This is a genomic window from Pseudarthrobacter lactosi (genome assembly GCF_055412785.1).
The window spans coordinates 1,723,343-1,743,211 of sequence record NZ_JBVAYS010000001.1 but is presented as its reverse complement, the minus strand read 5'-3'; the positions used below and the strand labels follow the sequence as shown (position 1 = coordinate 1,743,211).

At 65.6% G+C, this 19,869-nt stretch carries 21 protein-coding genes; 12 read left to right on the top strand and 9 right to left on the bottom strand.

Annotation, left to right across the window (positions count from 1 at the left end; all coding sequences use genetic code 11):
- Positions 1-78: 78 nt before the first annotated feature.
- A complete protein-coding gene (locus ACZY0Q_RS08040) occupies positions 79-894 on the top strand; it encodes an MBL fold metallo-hydrolase (protein ID WP_463915719.1) in 816 nt (271 codons plus the stop codon).
- Positions 895-1,551: 657 nt separating this feature from the next.
- Here the strand turns inward: ACZY0Q_RS08040 and ACZY0Q_RS08035 are convergent.
- Positions 1,552-1,743: a hypothetical protein gene (locus tag ACZY0Q_RS08035; protein ID WP_463915718.1), complete on the bottom strand. Its 192-nt coding sequence runs from the start codon at positions 1,741-1,743 to the stop codon at positions 1,552-1,554.
- Between the two features lie 176 nt (positions 1,744-1,919).
- Between ACZY0Q_RS08035 and ACZY0Q_RS08030 the strand changes: the two genes are divergently transcribed.
- Entirely contained in the window at positions 1,920-2,216 is a 297-nt protein-coding gene (locus tag ACZY0Q_RS08030) for an antibiotic biosynthesis monooxygenase family protein (RefSeq protein ID WP_463915717.1), read from the top strand.
- Positions 2,217-2,237: 21 nt separating this feature from the next.
- Here the strand turns inward: ACZY0Q_RS08030 and ACZY0Q_RS08025 are convergent, their stop codons facing one another.
- Positions 2,238-2,777 carry an N-acetyltransferase family protein gene (locus ACZY0Q_RS08025; RefSeq protein WP_463915715.1) on the bottom strand — a complete coding sequence of 180 codons (540 nt, stop codon included), beginning with the start codon at positions 2,775-2,777 and terminating at the stop codon, positions 2,238-2,240.
- Between the two features lie 270 nt (positions 2,778-3,047).
- Here ACZY0Q_RS08025 and ACZY0Q_RS08020 point away from each other — a divergent pair, with 270 nt between their 5' ends.
- On the top strand, positions 3,048-3,185 hold the full coding sequence (locus ACZY0Q_RS08020) for a hypothetical protein (RefSeq protein ID WP_463915714.1): 138 nt from the start codon (positions 3,048-3,050) through the stop codon (positions 3,183-3,185).
- 215 nt (positions 3,186-3,400) lie between these two features.
- Positions 3,401-4,810, top strand: coding sequence for a MinD/ParA family ATP-binding protein (locus tag ACZY0Q_RS08015; protein ID WP_463915713.1), 1,410 nt, complete (start codon positions 3,401-3,403; stop codon positions 4,808-4,810).
- A gap of 31 nt (positions 4,811-4,841) precedes the next feature.
- Here ACZY0Q_RS08015 and ACZY0Q_RS08010 read toward each other — a convergent pair whose 3' ends face one another.
- The 3 genes from ACZY0Q_RS08010 to ACZY0Q_RS08000 form a co-directional block, all read right to left on the bottom strand.
- Complete coding sequence (locus tag ACZY0Q_RS08010) at positions 4,842-5,159, bottom strand: DUF202 domain-containing protein (protein ID WP_463915711.1); 318 nt, start codon at positions 5,157-5,159, stop codon at positions 4,842-4,844.
- 3 nt (positions 5,160-5,162) lie between these two features.
- Positions 5,163-5,567 carry a YidH family protein gene (locus ACZY0Q_RS08005; protein WP_463915710.1) on the bottom strand — a complete coding sequence of 135 codons (405 nt, stop codon included), beginning with the start codon at positions 5,565-5,567 and terminating at the stop codon, positions 5,163-5,165.
- A gap of 256 nt (positions 5,568-5,823) precedes the next feature.
- Positions 5,824-8,454: an AMP-binding protein gene (locus ACZY0Q_RS08000; RefSeq protein ID WP_463915708.1), complete on the bottom strand. Its 2,631-nt coding sequence runs from the start codon at positions 8,452-8,454 to the stop codon at positions 5,824-5,826.
- Positions 8,455-8,602: 148 nt separating this feature from the next.
- On the opposite strand from ACZY0Q_RS08000, the gene ACZY0Q_RS07995 reads away from it, so the two are divergent.
- From ACZY0Q_RS07995 to ACZY0Q_RS07985, 3 genes are all read left to right on the top strand, one after another.
- On the top strand, positions 8,603-9,652 hold the full coding sequence (locus ACZY0Q_RS07995; protein ID WP_463915707.1) for a LacI family DNA-binding transcriptional regulator: 1,050 nt from the start codon (positions 8,603-8,605) through the stop codon (positions 9,650-9,652).
- Positions 9,653-9,677: 25 nt separating this feature from the next.
- On the top strand, positions 9,678-10,676 hold the full coding sequence (locus tag ACZY0Q_RS07990) for an aldo/keto reductase family protein (protein WP_463915706.1): 999 nt from the start codon (positions 9,678-9,680) through the stop codon (positions 10,674-10,676).
- 224 nt (positions 10,677-10,900) lie between these two features.
- Positions 10,901-11,212 (top strand): thioredoxin family protein, encoded by a 312-nt coding sequence (locus tag ACZY0Q_RS07985; RefSeq protein ID WP_463915705.1) that lies wholly within the window; start codon positions 10,901-10,903, stop codon positions 11,210-11,212.
- 199 nt (positions 11,213-11,411) lie between these two features.
- On the opposite strand, the gene ACZY0Q_RS07980 is transcribed toward ACZY0Q_RS07985, so the two are convergent.
- On the bottom strand, positions 11,412-12,164 hold the full coding sequence (locus ACZY0Q_RS07980) for an SDR family oxidoreductase (protein WP_463915703.1): 753 nt from the start codon (positions 12,162-12,164) through the stop codon (positions 11,412-11,414).
- A 162-nt stretch (positions 12,165-12,326) separates the two neighbouring features.
- On the opposite strand from ACZY0Q_RS07980, the gene ACZY0Q_RS07975 reads away from it, so the two are divergent.
- The 3 genes from ACZY0Q_RS07975 to ACZY0Q_RS07965 all read left to right on the top strand — a co-directional run bounded on the left by ACZY0Q_RS07975 (position 12,327) and on the right by ACZY0Q_RS07965 (position 14,067).
- A complete protein-coding gene (locus ACZY0Q_RS07975) occupies positions 12,327-12,461 on the top strand; it encodes a hypothetical protein (RefSeq protein WP_463915702.1) in 135 nt (44 codons plus the stop codon).
- Between the two features lie 104 nt (positions 12,462-12,565).
- Positions 12,566-12,823: a helix-turn-helix transcriptional regulator gene (locus ACZY0Q_RS07970; protein ID WP_463915701.1), complete on the top strand. Its 258-nt coding sequence runs from the start codon at positions 12,566-12,568 to the stop codon at positions 12,821-12,823.
- On the top strand, positions 12,820-14,067 hold the full coding sequence (locus ACZY0Q_RS07965) for a type II toxin-antitoxin system HipA family toxin (RefSeq protein WP_463915700.1): 1,248 nt from the start codon (positions 12,820-12,822) through the stop codon (positions 14,065-14,067). The genes ACZY0Q_RS07970 and ACZY0Q_RS07965 overlap by 4 nt, the downstream gene beginning before the upstream one ends.
- 187 nt (positions 14,068-14,254) lie before the next feature.
- On the opposite strand, the gene ACZY0Q_RS07960 is transcribed toward ACZY0Q_RS07965, so the two are convergent.
- Together ACZY0Q_RS07960 and ACZY0Q_RS07955 are read right to left on the bottom strand one after the other, a co-directional pair.
- Positions 14,255-16,705: an Ig-like domain-containing protein gene (locus tag ACZY0Q_RS07960; RefSeq protein WP_463915699.1), complete on the bottom strand. Its 2,451-nt coding sequence runs from the start codon at positions 16,703-16,705 to the stop codon at positions 14,255-14,257.
- Between the two features lie 27 nt (positions 16,706-16,732).
- Positions 16,733-17,359, bottom strand: coding sequence for a hypothetical protein (locus ACZY0Q_RS07955; protein WP_463915697.1), 627 nt, complete (start codon positions 17,357-17,359; stop codon positions 16,733-16,735).
- Between the two features lie 364 nt (positions 17,360-17,723).
- Between ACZY0Q_RS07955 and ACZY0Q_RS07950 the strand changes: the two genes are divergently transcribed.
- Positions 17,724-18,059 (top strand): hypothetical protein, encoded by a 336-nt coding sequence (locus ACZY0Q_RS07950; RefSeq protein ID WP_463915696.1) that lies wholly within the window; start codon positions 17,724-17,726, stop codon positions 18,057-18,059.
- Positions 18,060-18,185: 126 nt separating this feature from the next.
- Here ACZY0Q_RS07950 and ACZY0Q_RS07945 read toward each other — a convergent pair whose 3' ends face one another.
- Positions 18,186-18,527 (bottom strand): hypothetical protein, encoded by a 342-nt coding sequence (locus ACZY0Q_RS07945; protein ID WP_463915695.1) that lies wholly within the window; start codon positions 18,525-18,527, stop codon positions 18,186-18,188.
- 121 nt (positions 18,528-18,648) lie between these two features.
- Here ACZY0Q_RS07945 and ACZY0Q_RS07940 point away from each other — a divergent pair, with 121 nt between their 5' ends.
- On the top strand, positions 18,649-19,866 hold the full coding sequence (locus ACZY0Q_RS07940) for an MFS transporter (protein WP_463915694.1): 1,218 nt from the start codon (positions 18,649-18,651) through the stop codon (positions 19,864-19,866).
- Positions 19,867-19,869: the final 3 nt, after the last annotated feature.

Here is a 19,869-nt window from a genome sequence, read left to right as displayed (position 1 = left end):
TCCCGGAAACTCCAAGGGCCCGCGGGTAGAATCGGGGCCAAGAAGAACGCAGTCGCTTTCCGGAGGTACGGAGAAACAATGTCAGAATGGCTCGACGTCGGCGCGGACAACTACGTGCTGGTCACCGAAGGATCCCTGTTGAACACCGGCCTGATTGTGGGCTCGGAGCGGGCCATGGTGATCGATACCGGCTGCGGGCCGCGGCAGGGACGCGAAATCCTGGACGCCGTGCGGGAGAAGACGGACCTGCCGCTGGTAGTGGTCAACACCCACGCCCACTACGACCACTTCTTCGGCAACGCCGTGTTCGCCTCCGACGGCGCCACCGAGTTCTGGGCCCACGAAAACTGCGCCCGGGAGATCGATGACCACGGGGACCTGCAGCGCCGGTTCGTGGGAACACTGGAGCCGGAGATGTCCACGGGCGAGGGCGAGAACGTGGAACTGGTGGTGCCCAACGCCATCGTCAAGGACCAGCCCGTGCTGGTGGACCTGGGCGGAATAAACGTCACGCTCTTCTACCTGGGCCGCGGCCACACCGACGGCGACCTCCTGGTGGGCACCGCCACTACCCTCTTCGTGGGCGACCTCGTGGAACAGGGCGCGCACCCCTCCTTCGAGGACTCCTACCCTGAGGAATGGGCCGACAGCCTGCGCCACATCTCCGCCCTGCGCCACCGTTACGAGTTCCTGATTCCCGGCCACGGCCAGCCCTGCAGCGACCAGTTCGTCAAGACCATGGCCAACACCATGACCACGGCTGTCCGCCAGGCCCAGCAGTCCATCCGCGAAACCCCCTCCGACGCCACCAAGGCCATCCCCGTGCTGCCGTACGGCCCGGAACAGTCACGCTGGTTCATCAAGCGGCTGCAGGAGACGCGGCCGCTGCACTAGGTGCGGCACTTACTCTCCCGCCGTCGTCGCGTCTTGCCGCCGGGGTACTCCTCGACGTAGCACCAGACGGAGACGGGCGGAGAGATCATGCGCGCGGACAAGATGTTAACCGTCACGGAGAACTCGCCATCGAGCAGCGCCGCGGTCTCCTGCGAGTTGAGATGGCCTTTGTGTGAGGCTACTACCGGACGGGCGACGAACCTGCGATCATTCAAGCAGGCCTCCTGAAGGTGGGACCAAAACCGGGCCGGTTGCGTTCCGTCCCACACCAAGGTATCCCCGTGAAGGACCCACATGCATCCCCTGACCCTGATCCTTATTGTCCTGGCCGCGGCGGTTCTGTGGGTTGCAGTTACTGGGAGTCTGCTTGCCCACCTCGCTCACTCAGAACGGCGTGAAGGGCTGAGAGAACCCCGTAAGAGTAGGAGTGCCAACAGCCCAAGGCAGAGGCATGGGACCAGAGCCACGAGGAAACCGAAAGTGCGGCGCGTGCGGCCGCCTCGGCGGGTGGCCGTGCACGGTCGAAGCAGGTAGCCGTTACTCGTGTTCCTGCCGTGCTCCTCCCCTTAATGTGGTGAACAGGGCCGGCGGTGAGTGGTGCGGACTGAGACCTCCGCGCTACCCCCAGCCACCGCCGGCCTCTTGACCGATTTTTCGCTAGGCGGCGGTGCTGGCAGCCGCGCCGTGCTGGTCGACCACGGCGGGGGCTACCGGATCCCGTGAGGCGCGGATGACCAACTGGTCTGGGTCACCAGGACGTCCGAGGGCGGGCTGACAGCCGTGATGGAGTGCAGCGTCCAGCCTGCCGTCATTGCCGCAGCTGACGCAGCCGAAGTGCGAGGCGGCCATGGCTGGCTCCCTTTCGCTCCGTGCATTCCGGCCGCTGTGTTGCTACAGCGGCAACTCCAGACGTCCCTGCACCCGGGCGAAAGGGGATTCATCTACCGAAGTGATGCATGCCACGTTGAATTAGCATGCCGCCCGAGCTGAGCCCCGTCCGGTGAGACCTGAGGCATGATGGTTGGGTGATTACCGAACATGCATTGCTCCCGGTCCGGCCCGGCATGGAGGACGAATTCGAGGCTGCCTTTGGCAAAGCGAAATCGATCATTGGCTCCATGCCCGGATTCCAGGGCCTCACCCTCTCCCGCTGCATCGAGAACCCATCCACGTACCTGCTGCTGGTGGAATGGGCACGGCTGGAAGACCACACCGAGGGTTTCCGGGGATCCGCCGAGTACCAGGAATGGCGTGCATTGCTGCATCATTTCTACTCGCCGTTCCCGACCGTGGAGCACTACGAGCAGGTTCTGAAAGCCTGAGGGCCTCCCGCTGCGGGTGGCCTAAGACGATGGCGATCCGGGCGCCGCGGCACACAACAGAAGGCCCAGCCCGCCCGTGAACGTGGTGGTGTGGAACCGGGGCCCGCGCGCCACCTCGGTGAAGTTCCAGCGGCGATGCAGCCCGATGGACGCGACGTTTTCCGCATTCACGACGTACCAGGCCTGCGACGCCCGGGCCCAGATCCACAGCAACCGCTCCTCTGTCAGCGCCGCACCCACGCCGCGCCTCCGCCACGCCGGCAGGACCGTTACCCCGCCGAGGTAATGCCCGGAAGGTGCCGGCCCGTCGTCGTGATCCCAGTAGTGCGTTTTTCCCCAGCCAATGACTGCCCCATCAACGGTGGCCACCACCACGTTCCTGTTGGGGTCCGCCACAGCCGCAGCCATGGCCGCAGCGCTCAGCCGCCCGCGGCCGCTGGCCTGTTCGATCGCGGCGATCGCCGCAAGGTCCGCAGGACCGGCAGGACGCACTCGGGCGGGCGCACCGCCGTCGTGCGTTAGGTCCTTTTTGGACGGACCGGCAAACCCGTTCGATTCCATCCGGACAGTCAACCGCATGAACGCCGGGTTGTTCGCGAAGCTGTCATATTCAGTGTGACTTGAGGAACCCGTGAGGATCTGTTTGTAGCCGATTTCCTACGTTTCGCTGGCCGTGCTGGCAGTGGCCACGGCGTCAGTGGTGGTGCTCGCGCTCTGCCGGTGACCAACAGCCGCGGATGGGCGCCCTTGACTTGACTTGTCAATCGCCGTGACGAACGATAGCGTGACCCCTGATCGCATGGGGATCACTGCTAACGTTCGGAGACCGTTGTGGCTCTACTTGACTACGTCCTGGCGCTGTGCGCACTGTTGGGCACGCTGCTGATTCCCTTCTATGCGATGTACCACGTGCTGCGCCGGAAGCGACGCGCAGTGCGGGTGACCGCCTCGAGGAGTAACCGCAGCTAGCCATGCCCTATATCGATATCAACCCGCACAAGGGCCGCCCCAAATGGCAGGCCTACGTCATTCTGGCCGTGCTTCTGGTCCTCACCGCCACCGTTGTAGTCGCCGCGCTCACCCGCGGCTGACCTCGCAATTACGCCCCAGCGCCTAGACTTACAGATTGAATCAGTCCGTAAAGTGCCGCAGAACCTTGTGCCGAAAGTCCTGGGGGGACAGACATGCCCGATCCGGCGGATCAGAACGCACGCCCCATCGCAGAAGATGCAGGGCAACCGCAACCGCCCCGGCGACGCCGTGACCTCCGTCGCGCCGACGGCGCCCTTTCGGATGCCCAGACAGGAACCATGCCAGCCGTAACGCCAGATCTCTCCAACACCCCCGACGTCGGCACCCCCGTACCGCGCCGCAGTTCCTGGGCGGAGGCGGCGGCCGCGGCCGATCAAGCCACGCCCGCACCGTCGGCCCCCATCACCTCTGTCCCTGCGCCCACGCGCCGGCCCGCGAGGCCGCCGGTCACCGCCCAGCCGCAGGTGGCACCGCAGGCCGGGCAGCCGGCCGAGCCGGACTCAGGCACCCCCGCGGTGGCGTACGACGGCGACGAAGCCGCGCCGCCGTCGTCGTACGTTCCTGAGGAAGCACCGACGCCGGCGTTCCGGCGCGTCCGCCCCACTGCGGCAGACGTCATCGCCGACAGCCCCATGCCGGACTTCATCAGCTCCCCGGGCCTGTTTGTGCGCGAGCAGAAGCCCCGGCCGGTGGGCGGCGTCCGCGGCGCCCTCTACTCGCTCACGGGCGGCGCCTGGAACCTGGGGCCCGGCGCCAAGCAGCGCGAGGAAGACGAACTGGGCCGCCGCATCTCCCGCCAGCTGCAGGGCAGCTACAACACCGCGGTGCTCAGCCTCAAGGGCGGCATCGGCAAAACCTCCACCACGGTGGGCGTGGGCCTGACGCTGGCCGAATTCCGCGGCGACCCGCCCTGCGCCATCGACGCGAACCCGGACTCCGGCGACCTCGTGGAGCGGGCGCTGGGCGAAGGCATCTACCAGCAGGCCAGCCCGCGCACCATCACGGACCTGCTGGCCAACATCGAAGGTGTTGACTCGCTCACCGCGCTGGCCCGGTACATGCACCACGCCGGCCGGCTGCACCTGATCGCGGGGGAGCAGGACCCGGAGGTCTCGGACTCGCTCACGGCCGCCGAGTACCTGCGGATCCGCAAGCTCATCTCCAACTACTACTCCGTGGCCCTGACCGACTGCGGCACTGGCGTGACCCACAACGCCATGAGCGGGATCCTGCAGTCGGCGGACAACATCATCATCGCCGCGGGGTATGCGGTGAGCGGGGCCAAGCGTGCCCGCAGCACCCTGCACTGGCTGGCGAGCCACGGCTACGAGGACCTGGCCCGGAACGCGATTGTGGTCATCACGGACAAGGAGGAGGTCTCCTCGCGCGTGGACAAGGACGCCATCGAGGAACACCTCGCCGGGATCTGCCGCCAGCTCATCGCCGTCCCGCACGACAGGGGAGTGGCCGACGGCGACCTGGTCACCCTGGACGTGCTGAAGCCGGAGACCCGGCGGGCGTACAAGGAAATCGCGGCGTCGATCGTGGACGGGTACCGGTAGGGTCTCTTCCCAGTTCTTGTCTGGGCGGCCTTTAGAACGTCAGCGCTGCGACGAGGCTGACGGCACCGAGCAGGACAACTCCTGCGGACAGGGCGAGGACGCCGCCCGCATCGGCATGGAGCCTCTCGGCGTTAATGCCCCGGGAGCTTCGCCGGTACCGGATCCGTTGGGTGGCGAAGATGCCACCGGCCGTGACCACTGCAGCGGCCATGAGGGCCAGAACCAGCGGCCCGTGAGTGGGCAGCCAGCGCAGGAAAATGGCGCTGACGGTGAGCAGGGCCAGCAGTGTGCGGCCCCAGGCCATGACGGTACGTTCGGGCTGGAGCCCCGGGTCCGAATGTACGGACACCGGTCAGCCCGCCAGGATCAGGAAAATGATGAGGCCTGCGGCGATGGCTCCGCCGAGGGCCAGCAGCGGAACCAGCAGGGGCAACGGCAGCGGCGTACCGGCCCGCATGCTTCGCTCCACCCTGAGCCACCTGACGGCCGCGCCCGCGCTGATCAGCATGCCCAGGACAAGCAGCAGGACGGACAGCCCCTCGCGGACGGGTCCGCTGAAAAGCCCGCCGGCAAACGCCTCGATCGCGATGCCACCGGCCAGGAACGCCAGCGACGTCCTGATCCAGGCCAGGAACGTGCGCTCGTTGGCCAGGGTGAACCGCGGGTCCGGTTCGGTACCTCCCGGCAAGAGCTTGCGGGCCAGCCAGCCGCGCGGTGTTGGCGCGGCATCGGACGAGGGCTCGGGGAGTGTAGGCACAGGTCTCAGTCTAGGGATGGTGCCGGACGGTTGCGATCTGCACCGGCCAGTGACGGAGCGCGGAATCTTGCGTGAATGCACCCGGCCATCTTTGGCTGATCCTGAGCATCAATAACTAGCGTCAACGCATCAGCCATATGAAAGGTGCGTCAACGATGACCATTCTTGAATACCTCACAGGCCTGGCAATCATCCTCGGATCCCTGATGGGCACCATGGGGCTCGCGGCGGCGGTCATGCGCCACAGGCAACGCCACTAGCGAGGCTGCTGAACAAGGCGGTTGTGGCGGCCGGCACTGTGTCCGCGCCGGCGGGACCGAAGCCAGCGCTCGGCCACGCCCATGGCACGCGTGGCCACGGCCCAGTAGGCGATGCCGGCTGCGAGTGAGGCCACGACGGCCATTCCTTTGCCCGCCTGCTCGAACAGCGGGTACACGAGCCAATGGGTCACGTAGATATACAACGAGGAGCTGGCCAGCACGGCGGCGAAGCGGTGCAGGCCACGGGGTACGGGAAGGGTCGGTATCCAGACCAGGATGAGGAACCCTGCCAGAACCGTCGCGGTGCGGTACTCGTCCTCAAAGAACCCGGGGATGGTCAGCAGGGCAACAGCGGTCACGGCAGCCCGCTGCCACAGGGTCTGCGACGCGGCTGCCGCCCAGCCAAGCCCGAACAGCCACAGCACCGGGCCCTGGCCCGGGTATGGAATATCGACGATGCCGAATCGGAGCAGCAGGTCAACCCCGACCAGTGCCATTGCGAAGGACCAAGGCCACCTGCGCTGGGCTCGGTCCGCGGCAGGTATGGCCAGGAGGACGGCGACGCCGAGCAGAACGTGAACCAGCACCTCCACGAACCAGAAACGGGAGAAGTCGGTCCAACCTTCCGGGCCAAGAAGGGTGTTCAGCAGGAAGACATTGGCCCAGGCGTAGGTGTCGGTCACCGCGAACGCGATGCCAATGACCAGGACACTGGGGACGACGATGCGGGCGATGCTGCGCAGCTGCCGGCGGAGCCGTGCACGTCGCGTGCCGGTCAATTGGAAGCGTGCGAAATTGTAGCCGGCCACGGCCATGAGGACGTGCGCCGTCCCCGCCCACGAGAAGAGTCCAATGTGCGTGGAGACAATGAAAATGATGGATACGCCGCGCAGTACGATACCCGTTTCCATGGGTGCGAGAATTCGCCGGCGAAAATTCCGTAATGCGTGCGCCGCAGGGCGCCGGGGACGGTCCGTCGGTTCCACCGCCCGGCCGGGCGAACGGGCGTGCCGCAGCGAAAGTTCATGAACCGGCATCAGATGCCATCCCTCCGGAATGTGTCCGAGGGCGCGCTCAAGCCTCATCGAGGCTGCGACGTAGGACAGCGAGTCGCCGCCGAGGGAAACGAACGTGTCCGCGTCAGCGATGTCCTCCCGTTCCAGGACGGCCGCGAAGACTTGCCGCACACTCACTGCAGCAGGCCCGGCCGGTTCGGAGCTGCCGGTAGTCCCGCCGTCCCCACGGTGCTCGACGCCGGACGCCAGGGCCAGGATGGCAGGATAATCTGGCTTTCCATTGCCAAGGCGGGGAATGGTCTGCACCGGACGGAGTTGGATGCTGGCGCGCGGCACGCCCAGATCCTGTGCAAGGGTCTTGCTGAACAGGGCAAGGTCGTGGCTGTCTTCGACGGCGGCGACAACAAGGCCGTCGGCACCCGCCGCGGCTGCGGTCAGTCCCAGGTCCGCAAGGAGCCGCTCCACTTGGCCGAGGTCGATGCGGAGGCCGACGATTTTTACGAAACGGCTTCGCCTGCCAACGATCTCGTAGAGGCCGTCGGGGCCGCGGCGGGCCAGATCGCCCGTGTGGAGTTCTGTGGTTTCCCGTCCCAGGGAAAGGTCTTCAGGCCTTTCCGCGTAGCCGAGCATCACATTCGGTCCGGTGTAGACCAGCTCGCAGTCATCCAGTCCGGGGACGGGCTCGAGCCGGAAAGAGCCGCCGGGCACGGGCACGCCGATTGTCTGTGGATGCTCTGCCGCCTGGTCAGGCGGCAGATACGCCATGCGCGCCGTGGCCTCGGTCTGCCCGTACATAACAAACAGGTCCCAGCCTTGCCGCCAGCCCAATTCTGAATATGAACGGACACGAGCAGGGTCAAGGCGGCCTCCCGCCTGTGTGATGTAGCGCAGGCTCGGCAGGTTCATGTCCTCAAACCCCACGCGGTCCAGGAGATCAAAGGTGTAGGGCACGGCAGCGAAGGACGTGACATTCTCCGTACGGGCGAGCTCCCAAAAACACGGGTCCACCACGGAGAGATCGGTGAGCACCACTGACGCACCCACCGAGAGGTGGCTGTTCACGACAGACATTCCGTAGCAATACGAGAGGGGCAACGTGGTGGCCGCGGCGTCGCTGGGCCGCAGATGCAGGTACTGCGCAATGGCCGCGGCATTGGACTGGATCGCATCGGCGGAAAGCCGTACGAGCTTCGGCGAGCCTGTGCTCCCGGACGTGCTCACAAGAAGAGCCAGGTCCTGATGCAGTTCATGCCTGGTCCCTTCCCGGCGCACGTCCAGAACGGATTCGCCCGCCCTGGCACGGGCAATGACATCAGGATCGTAGACGGAAATCAGTGCTTCTGAGCCCTGCCCGCCGCCCGGGGGGAGTACAAGCAAGGGATGTCCGGCCGCGAGGGCGGCGAGATACACCACCAGGGACGGCAGTGTGTTCTCTGTCTCGAGGCCAACAAGGCGGCGCACGGAACCCAGGGCACGGGCAGCGACCTCCACGCTGTCGGCCAGCTCGCGGTAGCTCACGGACCGGCCCCCGACACGTACGGCGGTGCGGTCTCCGAACGAGGCCAGGCCGGCGGCGAACGAGACACCCGCCAAATCTGGTTGAATAGTCACCGCCGCACTGTAGTAGGCAAAGCTAACCTAACTCAAATGGACTACCAGCTGGCGGTTCCCGACAAGTGCTCTGAGACCCTGCCTTAGGTCAGGCGAAGTGTGTCGCAAGCGCTTGCGAAATGTTGTGGATGGCGCTAACTTAATGCCTATGCCTTCTTCCGTGGAAACCGTAGCCGAGCGTGCTGGCGTCTCGGTGTCAACCGTTTCCCGTGCCCTTCGCGATATTCCGGGCATTTCGGTCGAGACTCGCAAGCGCGTGCAAAGAATTGCCTTGGAGTTGGGCTATGTTCCTTCCTTGGCCGGATCGCGCCTTGCCACCGGAAAGACGCGGACGGTGGCGATTCTGACCCCCAGCCTGTCAAAGTGGTTCTTTGGCCAGGTCCTGAGCTCTGCAGGCAACGTGCTGCGTGAGGCAGGGTATGACGTCCTTCTCTACGAACTGGCTGACCCGGGTTCCCGGGATCGTTTCTTCGCCGGGCCCGGGCTGGCCGGCCGCGCTGATGGTGTCCTCATCCTCGCCCTGCAGCCCAGTCCGCAGGAACTGGCGGTTCTGGACAGGCAGGGACTGCCGATCGCTGTTCTGGGGTCCAATCGGTCGGGGCTTGCGGGGGTAAGCGTGGAGGACAGGGCTGCCGGCCTGTCGGCGGTGCGTCACCTGCTGAACCTGGGACATGAACAGATCGGCTTCATCGGAATCCAGGAGCAGGTGGGCAGCACGCTGGGCGGTGTTCCACCCGCGCAACGGCACCTCGGCTACCGGGATGCCCTTGCCGAGGCGGGACTGGAACCGGATCCCGGCAATGAAGTCTTCGACGAGAACACCGTATCCGGCGGGTCAGCCGCCATGGCCAGACTCCTGTGCGCGGGCAACCCGCCGACGGCCGTGTTTGTTGCCTCCGACGAAATGGCCTTCGGCGTACTGCGCTCACTGCGCGGTGCGGGCATCAGCGTCCCTGACGATGTGTCAGTGGTCGGGTTCGACAACCATGAACTTGCTGGGCTTCTTGACCTGACCACTATGGACCACTCCGTCGCCCGACAGGGCAGCGAGGCCGCAAGGCTTCTGCTCGCCAACCTCCAAGGCTCGGATCCTAAGACCGCCGCCGTGAGCATCACGGCCACGCTGGTGGTCCGCGGCAGCACAGCACCGCCGCGGCCGCTGCGCAGCAAAGACAGACTCCAGCGGCACCGCGGATAGCAAACCCCCAATCGAAGGAACGGCAATGGAATATCGCAAACTCGGCTCATCCGGCATGTACATCAGCGAACTCGCCTACGGCAACTGGGTCACCCATGGCGAACAGATCGACCAGGAAGCCGCCACCGCCTGCGTCCGCCAGGCCCTGGACTTGGGCATCACCACTTTCGACACCGCCGACGCCTACGCTGGCACCAAAGCGGAGACGGCCCTCGGTGAAGCCCTCAAGGGGGTGCGCCGGGAGGGCCTGGAGATTTTCACCAAGGCCTACTTCCCCACCGGTGAAGGCAAGAACGACCGCGGGCTTTCCCGCAAGCACGTGATGGAGTCCATCAACGGCTCCCTGCAACGCCTGCAGACCGATTATGTGGACCTGTATCAGGCCCACCGCTATGACTATGAAACGCCCCTCGAAGAGACGATGCAGGCGTTCGCGGACATCGTCCGTGCAGGCAAGGCCCTCTACATCGGGGTGTCCGAATGGACCGTGGACGAAATCCGGGCGGGGGCCAAGCTGGCCAGGGAACTGGGCATCCAGCTGATCTCCAACCAACCGCAGTACTCCATGCTGTGGCGCGTTATCGAGGAAGAAATCGTCCCCGTCAGCGAAGAACTCGGACTAGGTCAGATCTGCTGGTCACCCATGGCCCAGGGCGTCCTCACCGGCAAGTACGTGCCCGGGCAGCCCGCACCGTCCGCAGCGCGGTTCACCACCGACGACGGCGCCCTCAAGACCGACCACCGCTACCTCGGCCACGACGTCCTTGACCGCGTCCAGCAGCTCAGACCCCTCGCCGAGGAAGCAAACCTGTCCATGGCAGCCCTCGCGCTGGCCTGGGTCCTTCAGAACACCAACGTCTCTGCCGCCATCGTTGGAGCCTCGCGTCCGGATCAGCTTGTGGACAACGCCACCGCAGTCGGAGTGAAACTTGAAGCCGACCTCCTGGCCCGGATCGACGCCATCCTAGAACCGGTTATCGAAAGGGACCCCGGCAAGGTCGAGTCCTTCCTGACCCGCCCCTGACCCAGGGGGCAGTGGCCCGGACGCGCTACGGGCCGGATTGGAAGTGTGGATCCGTAGCTCGTCATGAACCGCCATTTAGCGCACACGTGCCGTCCCCTCCGAACACCCTGGGCAGGGCCATGCCATAGATGCTGCCCGCCTGCAGCGACCGGAATAGGATCAGACACAGATGACACGGCCCCTGATCAGCACCACTGCGATGGGCGAACCTGACAAGGACAAGCGTGAGAATAGAACTCATCCACATCGATGACTGCCCTAATGTGGCAAAAGCACTCGAGCAGGTGGAAGCCGCTCTGGTCGCGTTGGGTCGCCAGGACATCCGCGTCCGTTTGCGGCACATCAAGGCTCCGGCAGATATTGCCGGGACCGGCTTTGCCGGTTCGCCTACGATCACCGCTGACGGGGCCGACATCTTCCCGGACGGGGCGCCGGTCAGCGACCTCGCGTGCCGGATCTACCCCACGCCAGATGGATTTGCCGGCGTTCCGACCATCGATCAGGTGACGGAAGCACTGACAAACCATGGCCTCTGAGACTTACGATCAGTGTTCCTGCTGCGGCCGGACAATGCGGCGCGGGAAGCTCCATGCCCTCGGCGCCGAACCCGCCTACATTTGCCGGAGATGCGGGCTCTGGGTCGCCTTGCGCCCTCGCCGTAAGCCCAAGCCACGCACTTGACGGCGCCAACTACTACCCGGTCGGCATCTGGCTACGCCAATACGGAGACACGCCCTAATTGACTGGACCCCTGGTCTCCAGCCACTCGTGGAACGTCTGGCGTCCGACGGCGGCACCCGCCGCCGGGACCAGGTCACCACGACGCATGCCCAGACCCATCGCGCCGGGAGCCGGGATCTTCACCACCAGCTTCCGCTGCCCGGATTTGCGTAAGTAGTCGCGGACCAGATCCGCGAGCTGCTCCCGACGGGGACCGCCAAGATCGGCAACCCGCCCGCGGGGACCCTGTTCTGCCGCGTCCACTAACGCCTCAGCCACTTCCCGCGCCGCGACCGGCTGGGTGATCATCTGTGGAACCAGCACCACCGGGCCAATCGAGGCGGCCTTGATGGCCATAGGCACAAACTCGTGGAACTGGGTGGACCGCAGGATGGTCCACGGCACCTCTCCGTGCCGGACGGCATCCTCCTGCGCGAGCTTCCCGGCGTATAGGCCCGAAGCAGCCCTATCGATGCCTACGATCGAGAGCGCAACATGATGCCTGCAATGAACCGCCACCTCAGCTGCGAGCAGGTTCCTGGTGGCGGCAGTGAAAAAGTCCACGGCCATCCTGGTGGAAAGCGTCTGGATCCCGGAGACATCAATAACGGTGTCCACGCCGCGCAGGGCTTCGGGCAGCCCGCGGCCCGTGGACAGGTCCACACCTTCTGACCGGGTCAGGCTGGTCACCCGGTGTCCGCGCTCCCTGGCAAGGGCGACGACATGGTGGCCAACGGCCCCGGTACCTCCTGGAACGGCAATATGCATGCTCAGATCCTATGACCGGTGGTGGACGGAACTGAATACAGGTAGCCGCTACTCGTGTGCAGGCCTGCTGCCCATCCCTAGTCTCGGACCATGGAGCGAGGCAATTACCGAAGAGTGCGGCGGCGCAGGCGGGCCCGGCCAACTGAGCAGGAGGTCCACGACGTGATTGCCTTGATTGGGGACCTGGACCAGGAGGGTGTCAGCCGGAAGGTCGCCGTCATTGCGCCCGTCTCCGGATTTGGCCGCCTGTGTGAGTCGCTGCGGAAGGTGCTGCGCAGGGTGTCCGGCACTCGCTGAAGCGGCGTCACGGTCCGACGTGTTCGTTATAACGAACAATTAACGCAATGCCTCGGATGTTCAAGTTATTGAACATCCGGGTTGTGAGGCCATATGATCGTTATATGGAACATTCTCAGCTGACCAGTTTCTACAGGGCAGTCGATGCCGCATCCCTTGGCCGGTCGATCGCCGACGCCCGCAAGGAAGCAGGACTGACCCAGCAGGACGTCGCCGAGAAACTGGGCGTCACCCGGGGAACCATCGTCAGGCTTGAACACGGCGAGCCCGTGTCCAGCGTCATCGCCATGAACGCCATCCGGGCAGTCGGCCGTGACGTTGCCCTGGTTCCCCGTTTCGCCAGACTGCAGGTTAAACAGTGAAGCGCCAAGGCCTTGATGTGTATCTGCACGGACGCCATATCGGTGTGCTCTCCGGGTCATCCTTGCGACTGGTGTTCCAGTACGACCCCGAGATCATCGCCGAATACGGCGCTTCGTCGATCCTCCTCTCCCTGTCTTTGCCGGTCACCCGCAAGAAGATCACCGGCACCTCTGTGTTCAACTACTTTGATGGGCTGTTGCCGGAAGGGCAGCTCCGTTCGCATCTGGCATCGGAGAACGGGCTGTCCACTCCGGACGCCCTGGGTCTGCTGAAGATTCTCGGGGCTGACTGTGCCGGAGCCGTCCAAGCGGTGCCCGAAGGTACGTCACCTGACGGGCAAGCCGACGCCATCCCGATGACCGATGTGGAGGTCACCAACGTCGTCGAAGCGTTGCCCACCTGGGACCTGCCGGAGGACTTTGCGATCACGGCTTCCCTGGGCGGCATCCAGTCCAAGGTCCTGCTGAGCCGCCACGGCGGGGGCTGGGCATGGCCGGGCCGGGGAGCCGTATCCACCCACATCATCAAGCCCGAGCCGCTGGACTCGCCGATCCCGTATCTGCTCGAGGCGGAGGACTGGGCGCTGAAAGTGGCAGCAGCGGCAAGCCTGCCGGCCGCCGAGTCCCGGTTGGAAACCTTCGGCACCCGCCAGGCGATCGTCGTCACCCGTTACGACCGGACCCAAAGCGGTGGCCGACTCCACCAGGAAGACTTCACCCAGGCACTGGCACTGGCCAGCAGCGCCAAGTACGAGGGGACCACGGCGCCGCCGTCCCGGCTCACCACGCTCGTAGCGGCGGCGGCACCACATACCCGCGACAACGACGCGTTCCGGCGCGATCTGCTTCGGGCCGTGACCTTCAACCTCGTCATCGGCAACGGTGACGCGCACTCCAAGAACTATTCGCTGCTCATCCGCGACGGCGGCGAGGTGCTGCTCGCACCCCTGTACGACGTGGCACCCACCCAGCTGCTCTACGCGCCCAGCGTGAACGCGGGCCACACGCTGGGCGGGCAGGCAAGGCTGAATCATCTGACCTTGGACCATATCGTCCGTGAAGGCGCCGCCTGGGGCCTGAACGCCGATGACGCCAGGACTACCGCTGCGGCTGCCCTGGAAGACGTGGCCGGTGCAGCAGCGGCGACGCTCGCGGAGGGCAGCATCGGCTTCCTCAGTGAACTGGTCCCCGCCCGGGCCGCCGACCTGCTGAACGGAAGAACAGCCCGCCGGACCCTGACCTGAGCCCCGGTGGTTGAGCTTGGGTTTCGACAGGCTCAACCACCGGGGTTTCGACAGGCTCAACCACCGGGGTTTCGACAGGCTCAACCACCGGGGTTTCGACAGGCTCAACCACCGGGGTTTCGACAGGCTCAACCACCGGGGTTTCGACAGGCTCAACCACCGGGGACACGCTCCACCACCGGATCCGTCAGAAGTCCCGGTCCAGCGTCCCTGTTTCGATGGCCGGCGCCGTGGAGGAGGCGACGCCCGCGCTGCTGGTGACGGACGACGTCGGACTCCACACCATGGCCACCGCCGTGGACGAGGTGCGCAGGCTGGCGCCGCCGCTCGCCACGGTTCCCAGCGTTACGGTCACCACCGTGCGCGGCACGCCAGCAACTGTCACGGTGGCCGCGGTCATGGTGGCGTTCAGCGTGGCCGTCTTGTGGTTCTTGGCGAAGTTGCCCTTGGTGTTCACGGACCCCAAGTTGACGGTGCTGCCCGGCCGCTGGACGTCCAGGGTGTCGCCGTTGTTGCCCGTGCCTACGCCGGACACGTTGCCGTCGCGCAGCCGCACCGTCACCGGCAACGCTGCGCCCGCCCAGCCCGGGGTGACGGATGCGAGATTGACCTGCTGGCTGTAGGTGAAGCTGAGCGTGTCCCCGGCACTCAGCTTCCCGACGGCGCCTGAACCGTTGGCTGCCTGGATGTCCGTTGCGCGCAGGGGGCTGTTGTCCACGCGCCGGCTGCTGACTGTGGCGGAGATGGTGTCCTTGCCGGCACCGTCGGTGAGGATCGCGCGGAAATCGTAAAGACCGTCCGGCACTGTGGTGGTGTTCCAGGCGCAGGTCAGCGGAGACGAGGCGAGCGTGCAGCGCGTGGTCCACGTGCTGGTGCCGGCCGGTGACGTCTGGATCCGCACGTTTCCGACGCCGGCCGTGGAGTTGGCCGCTGCGTTCAGGGTGGCCGTCCCCGTCAGGTACGCTCCCGGGTCCTCGACCGAAACCGAGGACACCGTGTTGTCCACGACGCGGTTGGTGACTGCCGCCGAGACGGTGCTGTTGCCCGCGGCATCGGTGGCCACCGCGCGGAAGCTGTAGCTGGCGCTGGTCGTTGTCAGCGAGGTGGTATCGAACCGGCAGGAGTACGGTTCCACGTCTGCGGTGCAGAGAGGCAGCCAGGTGCTGGTGCCGGTCCGGGCGTACTGGAGCTGCACTTGGGCGATGCCGGAGTGCGCGTCTGTCGCGGTGGCCGTGAAGGTCCGGGTTCCGCTGAGCGGCGTCCCTGGGTCCACCATGCTGACCGCAGGCGCCGCGTTATCCACCAGGACGTCCGTCAGCGTTTCGGAGTACGTGCTGCTCAGGCCGGAGACTGCCACGGCGCGGAGGTCATAGTCGCCGTTGGCGAAGGCGCCTGTGGCCCAGGTGCAGTTGTAGGGTGCTGTCAGCGCCGTGCAGAGGGTGTTCCACTTGTTCGCCCCGGCCGCGGAGTATTCCACGCGTACGGAGCTGATGATGCCGGGCGGGCTGAACAGTGTGGTGGACAAAGTGACCGAGCCCCGCTGGATCTCACCTGGATCGGTGAGTACGACGGCGAAGGTGTTGGCGACCCGTGTTTCGACAACGGCCGAGGTGGTGGTGAAGCCTGCGTTGTCGGTTGCGGTGGCACGGAGGCTATAGCTGCCGTCGGTTACGGTGGCGGTGTTCCAGCTGCAGGTGTAGGGCTGGGAGACGGTTGTGCAGAGTGTGGTCCACGTGCTGGCCCCGGCAGGCTGGTATTGGATGGTGACGCTGCGAATGCCCGATTCGGCGTCGGTGGCTTCTGCCGTGAGGGCGACGGTGCCCTTGACGGTGGCTCCGGGGTTGGCCAGGCTCACGCTGGGTGGATTCCAGTCGGCGGCTGTGCCGAAGGTGTTGGCGGCGTTGGCCGTGCTGGCGGTAAAGGCCGCCGAGGAGAAGGCTGCCGCGCCGGCGATGACCAGGACAGCTAAAGCCGCGACGATGCCCAGAGCGCTGCCGGCCCGGATGCGCTGCAGGCGGGAGACGGATGACGCCGGGGGAGTGCCGCCGTCGTCCGTCTGTTCTTCTGTCTCTGCGGGACGCCAGCCGAAAAGGGCGGCGGCGACGGCGAGCAGCGTCAGCAGTGACCACAAGGCCAAGGCCGGAAGGTTGCCCAGGCCCAGCCACAAACCGGGGAGCCCGATTGATGGAATGAGGAGCCGGGCCTGGCCCGTGATTTGCCCGCGGTCCAGCGGGGTGCTGTCCACCTCGGCGTTGGCGTCGCCGGCCGTGACGAAGGTGCCGTCCGGATTCTCGGCCACGATCCGGTGCAGGCGGGTCTTTTCCACACCGCTCGGCTCGGCCTCAGCCGGGCTGGTGAACTCGACCACGCCGCCGACGGGAACTTTCTGGTCGGTTCCGAACGCGGCCGCGAGGACAACGTCGCCCGCACTGATGTGCGGCTCCATCGAACCGCTCTGGACCACGGTGCCGTGCCAGCCCAGGAGGGCAGGCAGCACCGCAATCAGGGCAAGGCTGAGCACCACACCCAGATACAGCCGCGACAGGCTGGACGCCACAAAAAGCGCCCAGCCGTCAGCGGAAAACAGCGGGCCCCACCAGGAGGAATCCCGGGCGGACCCGGGTTCCTCCCGGTTCACAGTTCTGCTTTATTCCTCAGTTTCCGGCTACGGAACGACCGGGGACGCGTCCGACTGGAGCTCCCAGACGAGGTCGATGCCCACGCGGGCACCCTGCAGGGCGTTGATGTCTTCCTGGCTCAGGCCCGTGGTGTCGAACCGCCAGGTGCCGCGGTAGCTGACGTTTTCCCCCGGGGTTCCCGCGGTGTCCCACGGGGCGCCTCCGGTGGCGAAGTCACGGTTGACCGCGGCCAGCGTGGAGATGGGGAGTTCGGGGACGGTGTTGGAGACGGGGGTGAAACCGGTGCAGTTATTGAAGGAGCCGCCGGTGCCGCGCTCAAGGTCGAAGTAGATCCGGCTCTCCAGGCCCTTGGAGGCAATCAGGTTCTGCGTGTAGACCCGGACCTCGCCGGCGACGTCCGAGTGGGACGTGACCACGATGCATTTCTGGCCTGTCTGGCCGGGGACGATGTTCTCCACGGTGAACGCGGCTGCGCCCAGGTCATCGTCGGTGAGGGTCACGTTGCCGGTGGCCCACGAGCTGCCGGAGTTGCGGGTGGAGGCCGTGAATGCGGCCTGCGAGCCCTGCCACACCATGCCGCCGGCAACCAGGATGGCCAGCGGACCGGCGGCAAACAGGGCGATTTTACGCGTACGTGAGGAGGGGGTTTTCATGGCTGAGACCTTTGCTGTAGGACCAATCGTGTTTTGCTGCCCGGTCTGTCCAGCGAATCCATTTCCGATCGTCCCGCTGGTCCCCAAAGCAATGACACTTGGCAGACTACAGCAGTCTGACAAGGCCTTAGGCTTAATTGTCATTAACTTCACTGTTTGGCGATACAAATTTACAAAGTTTGTCTAGTCGGTGGTCCTCGCAGCCTGCCCGGGGCTGGCTGACTGAACGCGGTGGTTCCGACATGGACCCGATGTTGCGCAGATCACATTCGCCGCCTAACCTGAATGAGGCTGCAGAGGCGCGGCCATTGGCCGCAGCGTCGCGGCCTCCCCGGCTGCAGCGTCGCAGCCACGCAAGGAAGGCATGATCATCTTGTCCGAAAAGCTCAGCATTCTTGTCCGTGTAGATCTCGACCACGCGAAGGCCCAGGTCCTCGCCAAGGGCCACGTCACCATCCACAGCATCCAGGCCCTCTACGTTGTGGTGAAACGCGCCAACGCCTTGAAGCACAACTTGGACCTGGAACTGGACATGCGGAACGCCCGCGTTGATCCCGAAGCGCTCCGGCAGCTTCAGGCCTGTTCCGAGACACATCACCTGCCCACCAGGATTGACCCGCAGCAGACCCACTGCACGCTGAGCATCCTTGCACCCCGCCGCGCCACCGCCAAGGCCACTGAGTTCAGCCACGCCGCCTGACCCACGCTCCATTTAGCGCGAACGAACACTTGGGGCCCCTCTTTCGAAGAGGCTTAACTGTTCGTTCGCGCTTTGGCGGAGGGGCTTAACTGTTCGTTCGCGCTTTGGCGGGTGCCGCCGTCGGGGTTATCCGACGGCGGGAAGCCCGCCGGCCAGTTCCGCCGCCGCAGCGAGGGTCCAGCGGTCGCTCTCCGGAGCGAAGAAGACCACCGTGGATGCCTCGGCCTCGCGGGCCTCGTCGAGGGCGAACAGCAGCGCATCCTCCAGATGCTGCGCGTGCTCCAACCGTTCGGGAAGCGTGCCCGGAAGATCGCCGTCGTCTATGACCACGTGGGCCTTGCCGTCCACAATGACCTTCAGCGCAAAACCGTGGTCCTCATGCAGAGACCCCCGGGTGGACGCGATTTCCGTGACTTTGTCGGCCCGGACCAATCCGTTGTTGATGGTGCGGATCCACACTTCACCCATGAGACCTCCTTGGCTGTGTGGGGCAGGCGGAAGTGCCCCACATGGCAAACGTTAGTCCTCGGGCGGCCGCTTGTGACCCCCTGAATGCTGGGCAATTTTTGGCGGGCATAAGATAAATCTGATGACTTCGCCAGGAACCCCACCGCCGTTCAACTTCCGAAGCATCGCCATACCCGCCTTCGGGCCGGCGCTGTTGTTCTGCATCGGCGAAGGCGCGGTCCTTCCTGTGGTGGTCCTCTCCGCCCGCGACCTCGGCGCGTCAGTAGCTGTCTCCGCGCTGATCGTCACGCTGATCGGGCTAGGCTCGTGGTTTTTCAATCTTCCCGCTTCCCTCATCACGCTCAAGTTCGGCGAACGCTGGTCAATCGTCGGAGCCGCCGCAGTGGGTGCCTTGGCACTCGCGGCCGCCGCGATGTCATCCCTGATCCCCAACGGACTGTGGCTGTTGGCGGTGGCGATGATCGTGGTCGGAATGGCCGCAAGCGTCTTCAGCCTGGCGCGGCAGAAGTACCTCACCGAGGCCGTGCCCGTCCAGTTCAGGGCGCGGGCGCTGTCAACGCTGGGCGGGGTCAGCAGGATCGGCATCTTCATCGGGCCGTTCCTTGGTGCCGGCGTGATGCAGTTCGCCGGGATCGCCGGAGCGTACTGGGTGGGGGTAGTGGGCATGGCTGCGGCAGCCGTTTTGGCGGTCACCATCCCGGATCTCGTGGTCCCGCCAGCGCCCGACGGCGGCCACAAGGGTCCGGAGCCGACGCTGCGGAACGTGGCGGTTTCGCATGCCCGCGTCTTCCTGACGCTGGGAGTTGGGGTCCTGCTGCTCAGCGCGCTGCGCGCGTCCCGCCAGGTGGTCATCCCGTTGTGGGCGGACCACCTGGGCATGGATCCGGCTCAGGCGTCCGTGATTTACGGGCTGTCCGGAGCGATCGACATGCTGGTGTTCTACCCGGCGGGCAAGGTGATGGACCGGCGCGGCAGGCTCTTCGTGGCCATCCCGTCCACCGTCATCATGGGCATTGCGATGCTGCTGATTCCTCTATCTGCGTCCTTTGGCGGGCTGCTGTTGGCGTCACTGCTGATCGGCTTCGGCAACGGCATCAGCTCCGGCCTGATCATGACCCTCGGCGCCGACTTCTCACCCGACCGCGGCCGCGGCCAGTTCCTGGGGCTGTGGCGGTTCATCGCCGACGCGGGCTCCACCGGCGGGCCTGTGCTGCTCTCCGGGGTGACGGCGCTTATTTCCCTGGGTGCGGGGGTCTCGGCCACTGGTCTCCTGGGATTCGCGGCGGCCGGTGTGTTCGCGGTTGTGCTGCCGCGGCTGAAGCACCGGCGGAATTACTGACTT

Bases quoted from the DNA above. Each gene is read 5' to 3' on its own strand.
- ACZY0Q_RS08040 (WP_463915719.1), top strand. From the start codon at position 79: ATGTCAGAATGGCTCGACGTCGGCGCGGACAACTACGTGCTGGTCACC.
- ACZY0Q_RS08035 (WP_463915718.1), bottom strand. From the start codon at position 1,743: ATGGCCGCCTCGCACTTCGGCTGCGTCAGCTGCGGCAATGACGGCAGG.
- ACZY0Q_RS08025 (WP_463915715.1), bottom strand. From the start codon at position 2,777: ATGGAATCGAACGGGTTTGCCGGTCCGTCCAAAAAGGACCTAACGCAC.
- ACZY0Q_RS08015 (WP_463915713.1), top strand. From the start codon at position 3,401: ATGCCCGATCCGGCGGATCAGAACGCACGCCCCATCGCAGAAGATGCA.
- ACZY0Q_RS07995 (WP_463915707.1), top strand. From the start codon at position 8,603: ATGCCTTCTTCCGTGGAAACCGTAGCCGAGCGTGCTGGCGTCTCGGTG.
- ACZY0Q_RS07990 (WP_463915706.1), top strand. From the start codon at position 9,678: ATGGAATATCGCAAACTCGGCTCATCCGGCATGTACATCAGCGAACTC.
- ACZY0Q_RS07980 (WP_463915703.1), bottom strand. From the start codon at position 12,164: ATGCATATTGCCGTTCCAGGAGGTACCGGGGCCGTTGGCCACCATGTC.
- ACZY0Q_RS07970 (WP_463915701.1), top strand. From the start codon at position 12,566: ATGGAACATTCTCAGCTGACCAGTTTCTACAGGGCAGTCGATGCCGCA.
- ACZY0Q_RS07955 (WP_463915697.1), bottom strand. From the start codon at position 17,359: ATGAAAACCCCCTCCTCACGTACGCGTAAAATCGCCCTGTTTGCCGCC.
- ACZY0Q_RS07950 (WP_463915696.1), top strand. From the start codon at position 17,724: ATGATCATCTTGTCCGAAAAGCTCAGCATTCTTGTCCGTGTAGATCTC.
- ACZY0Q_RS07945 (WP_463915695.1), bottom strand. From the start codon at position 18,527: ATGGGTGAAGTGTGGATCCGCACCATCAACAACGGATTGGTCCGGGCC.
- ACZY0Q_RS07940 (WP_463915694.1), top strand. From the start codon at position 18,649: ATGACTTCGCCAGGAACCCCACCGCCGTTCAACTTCCGAAGCATCGCC.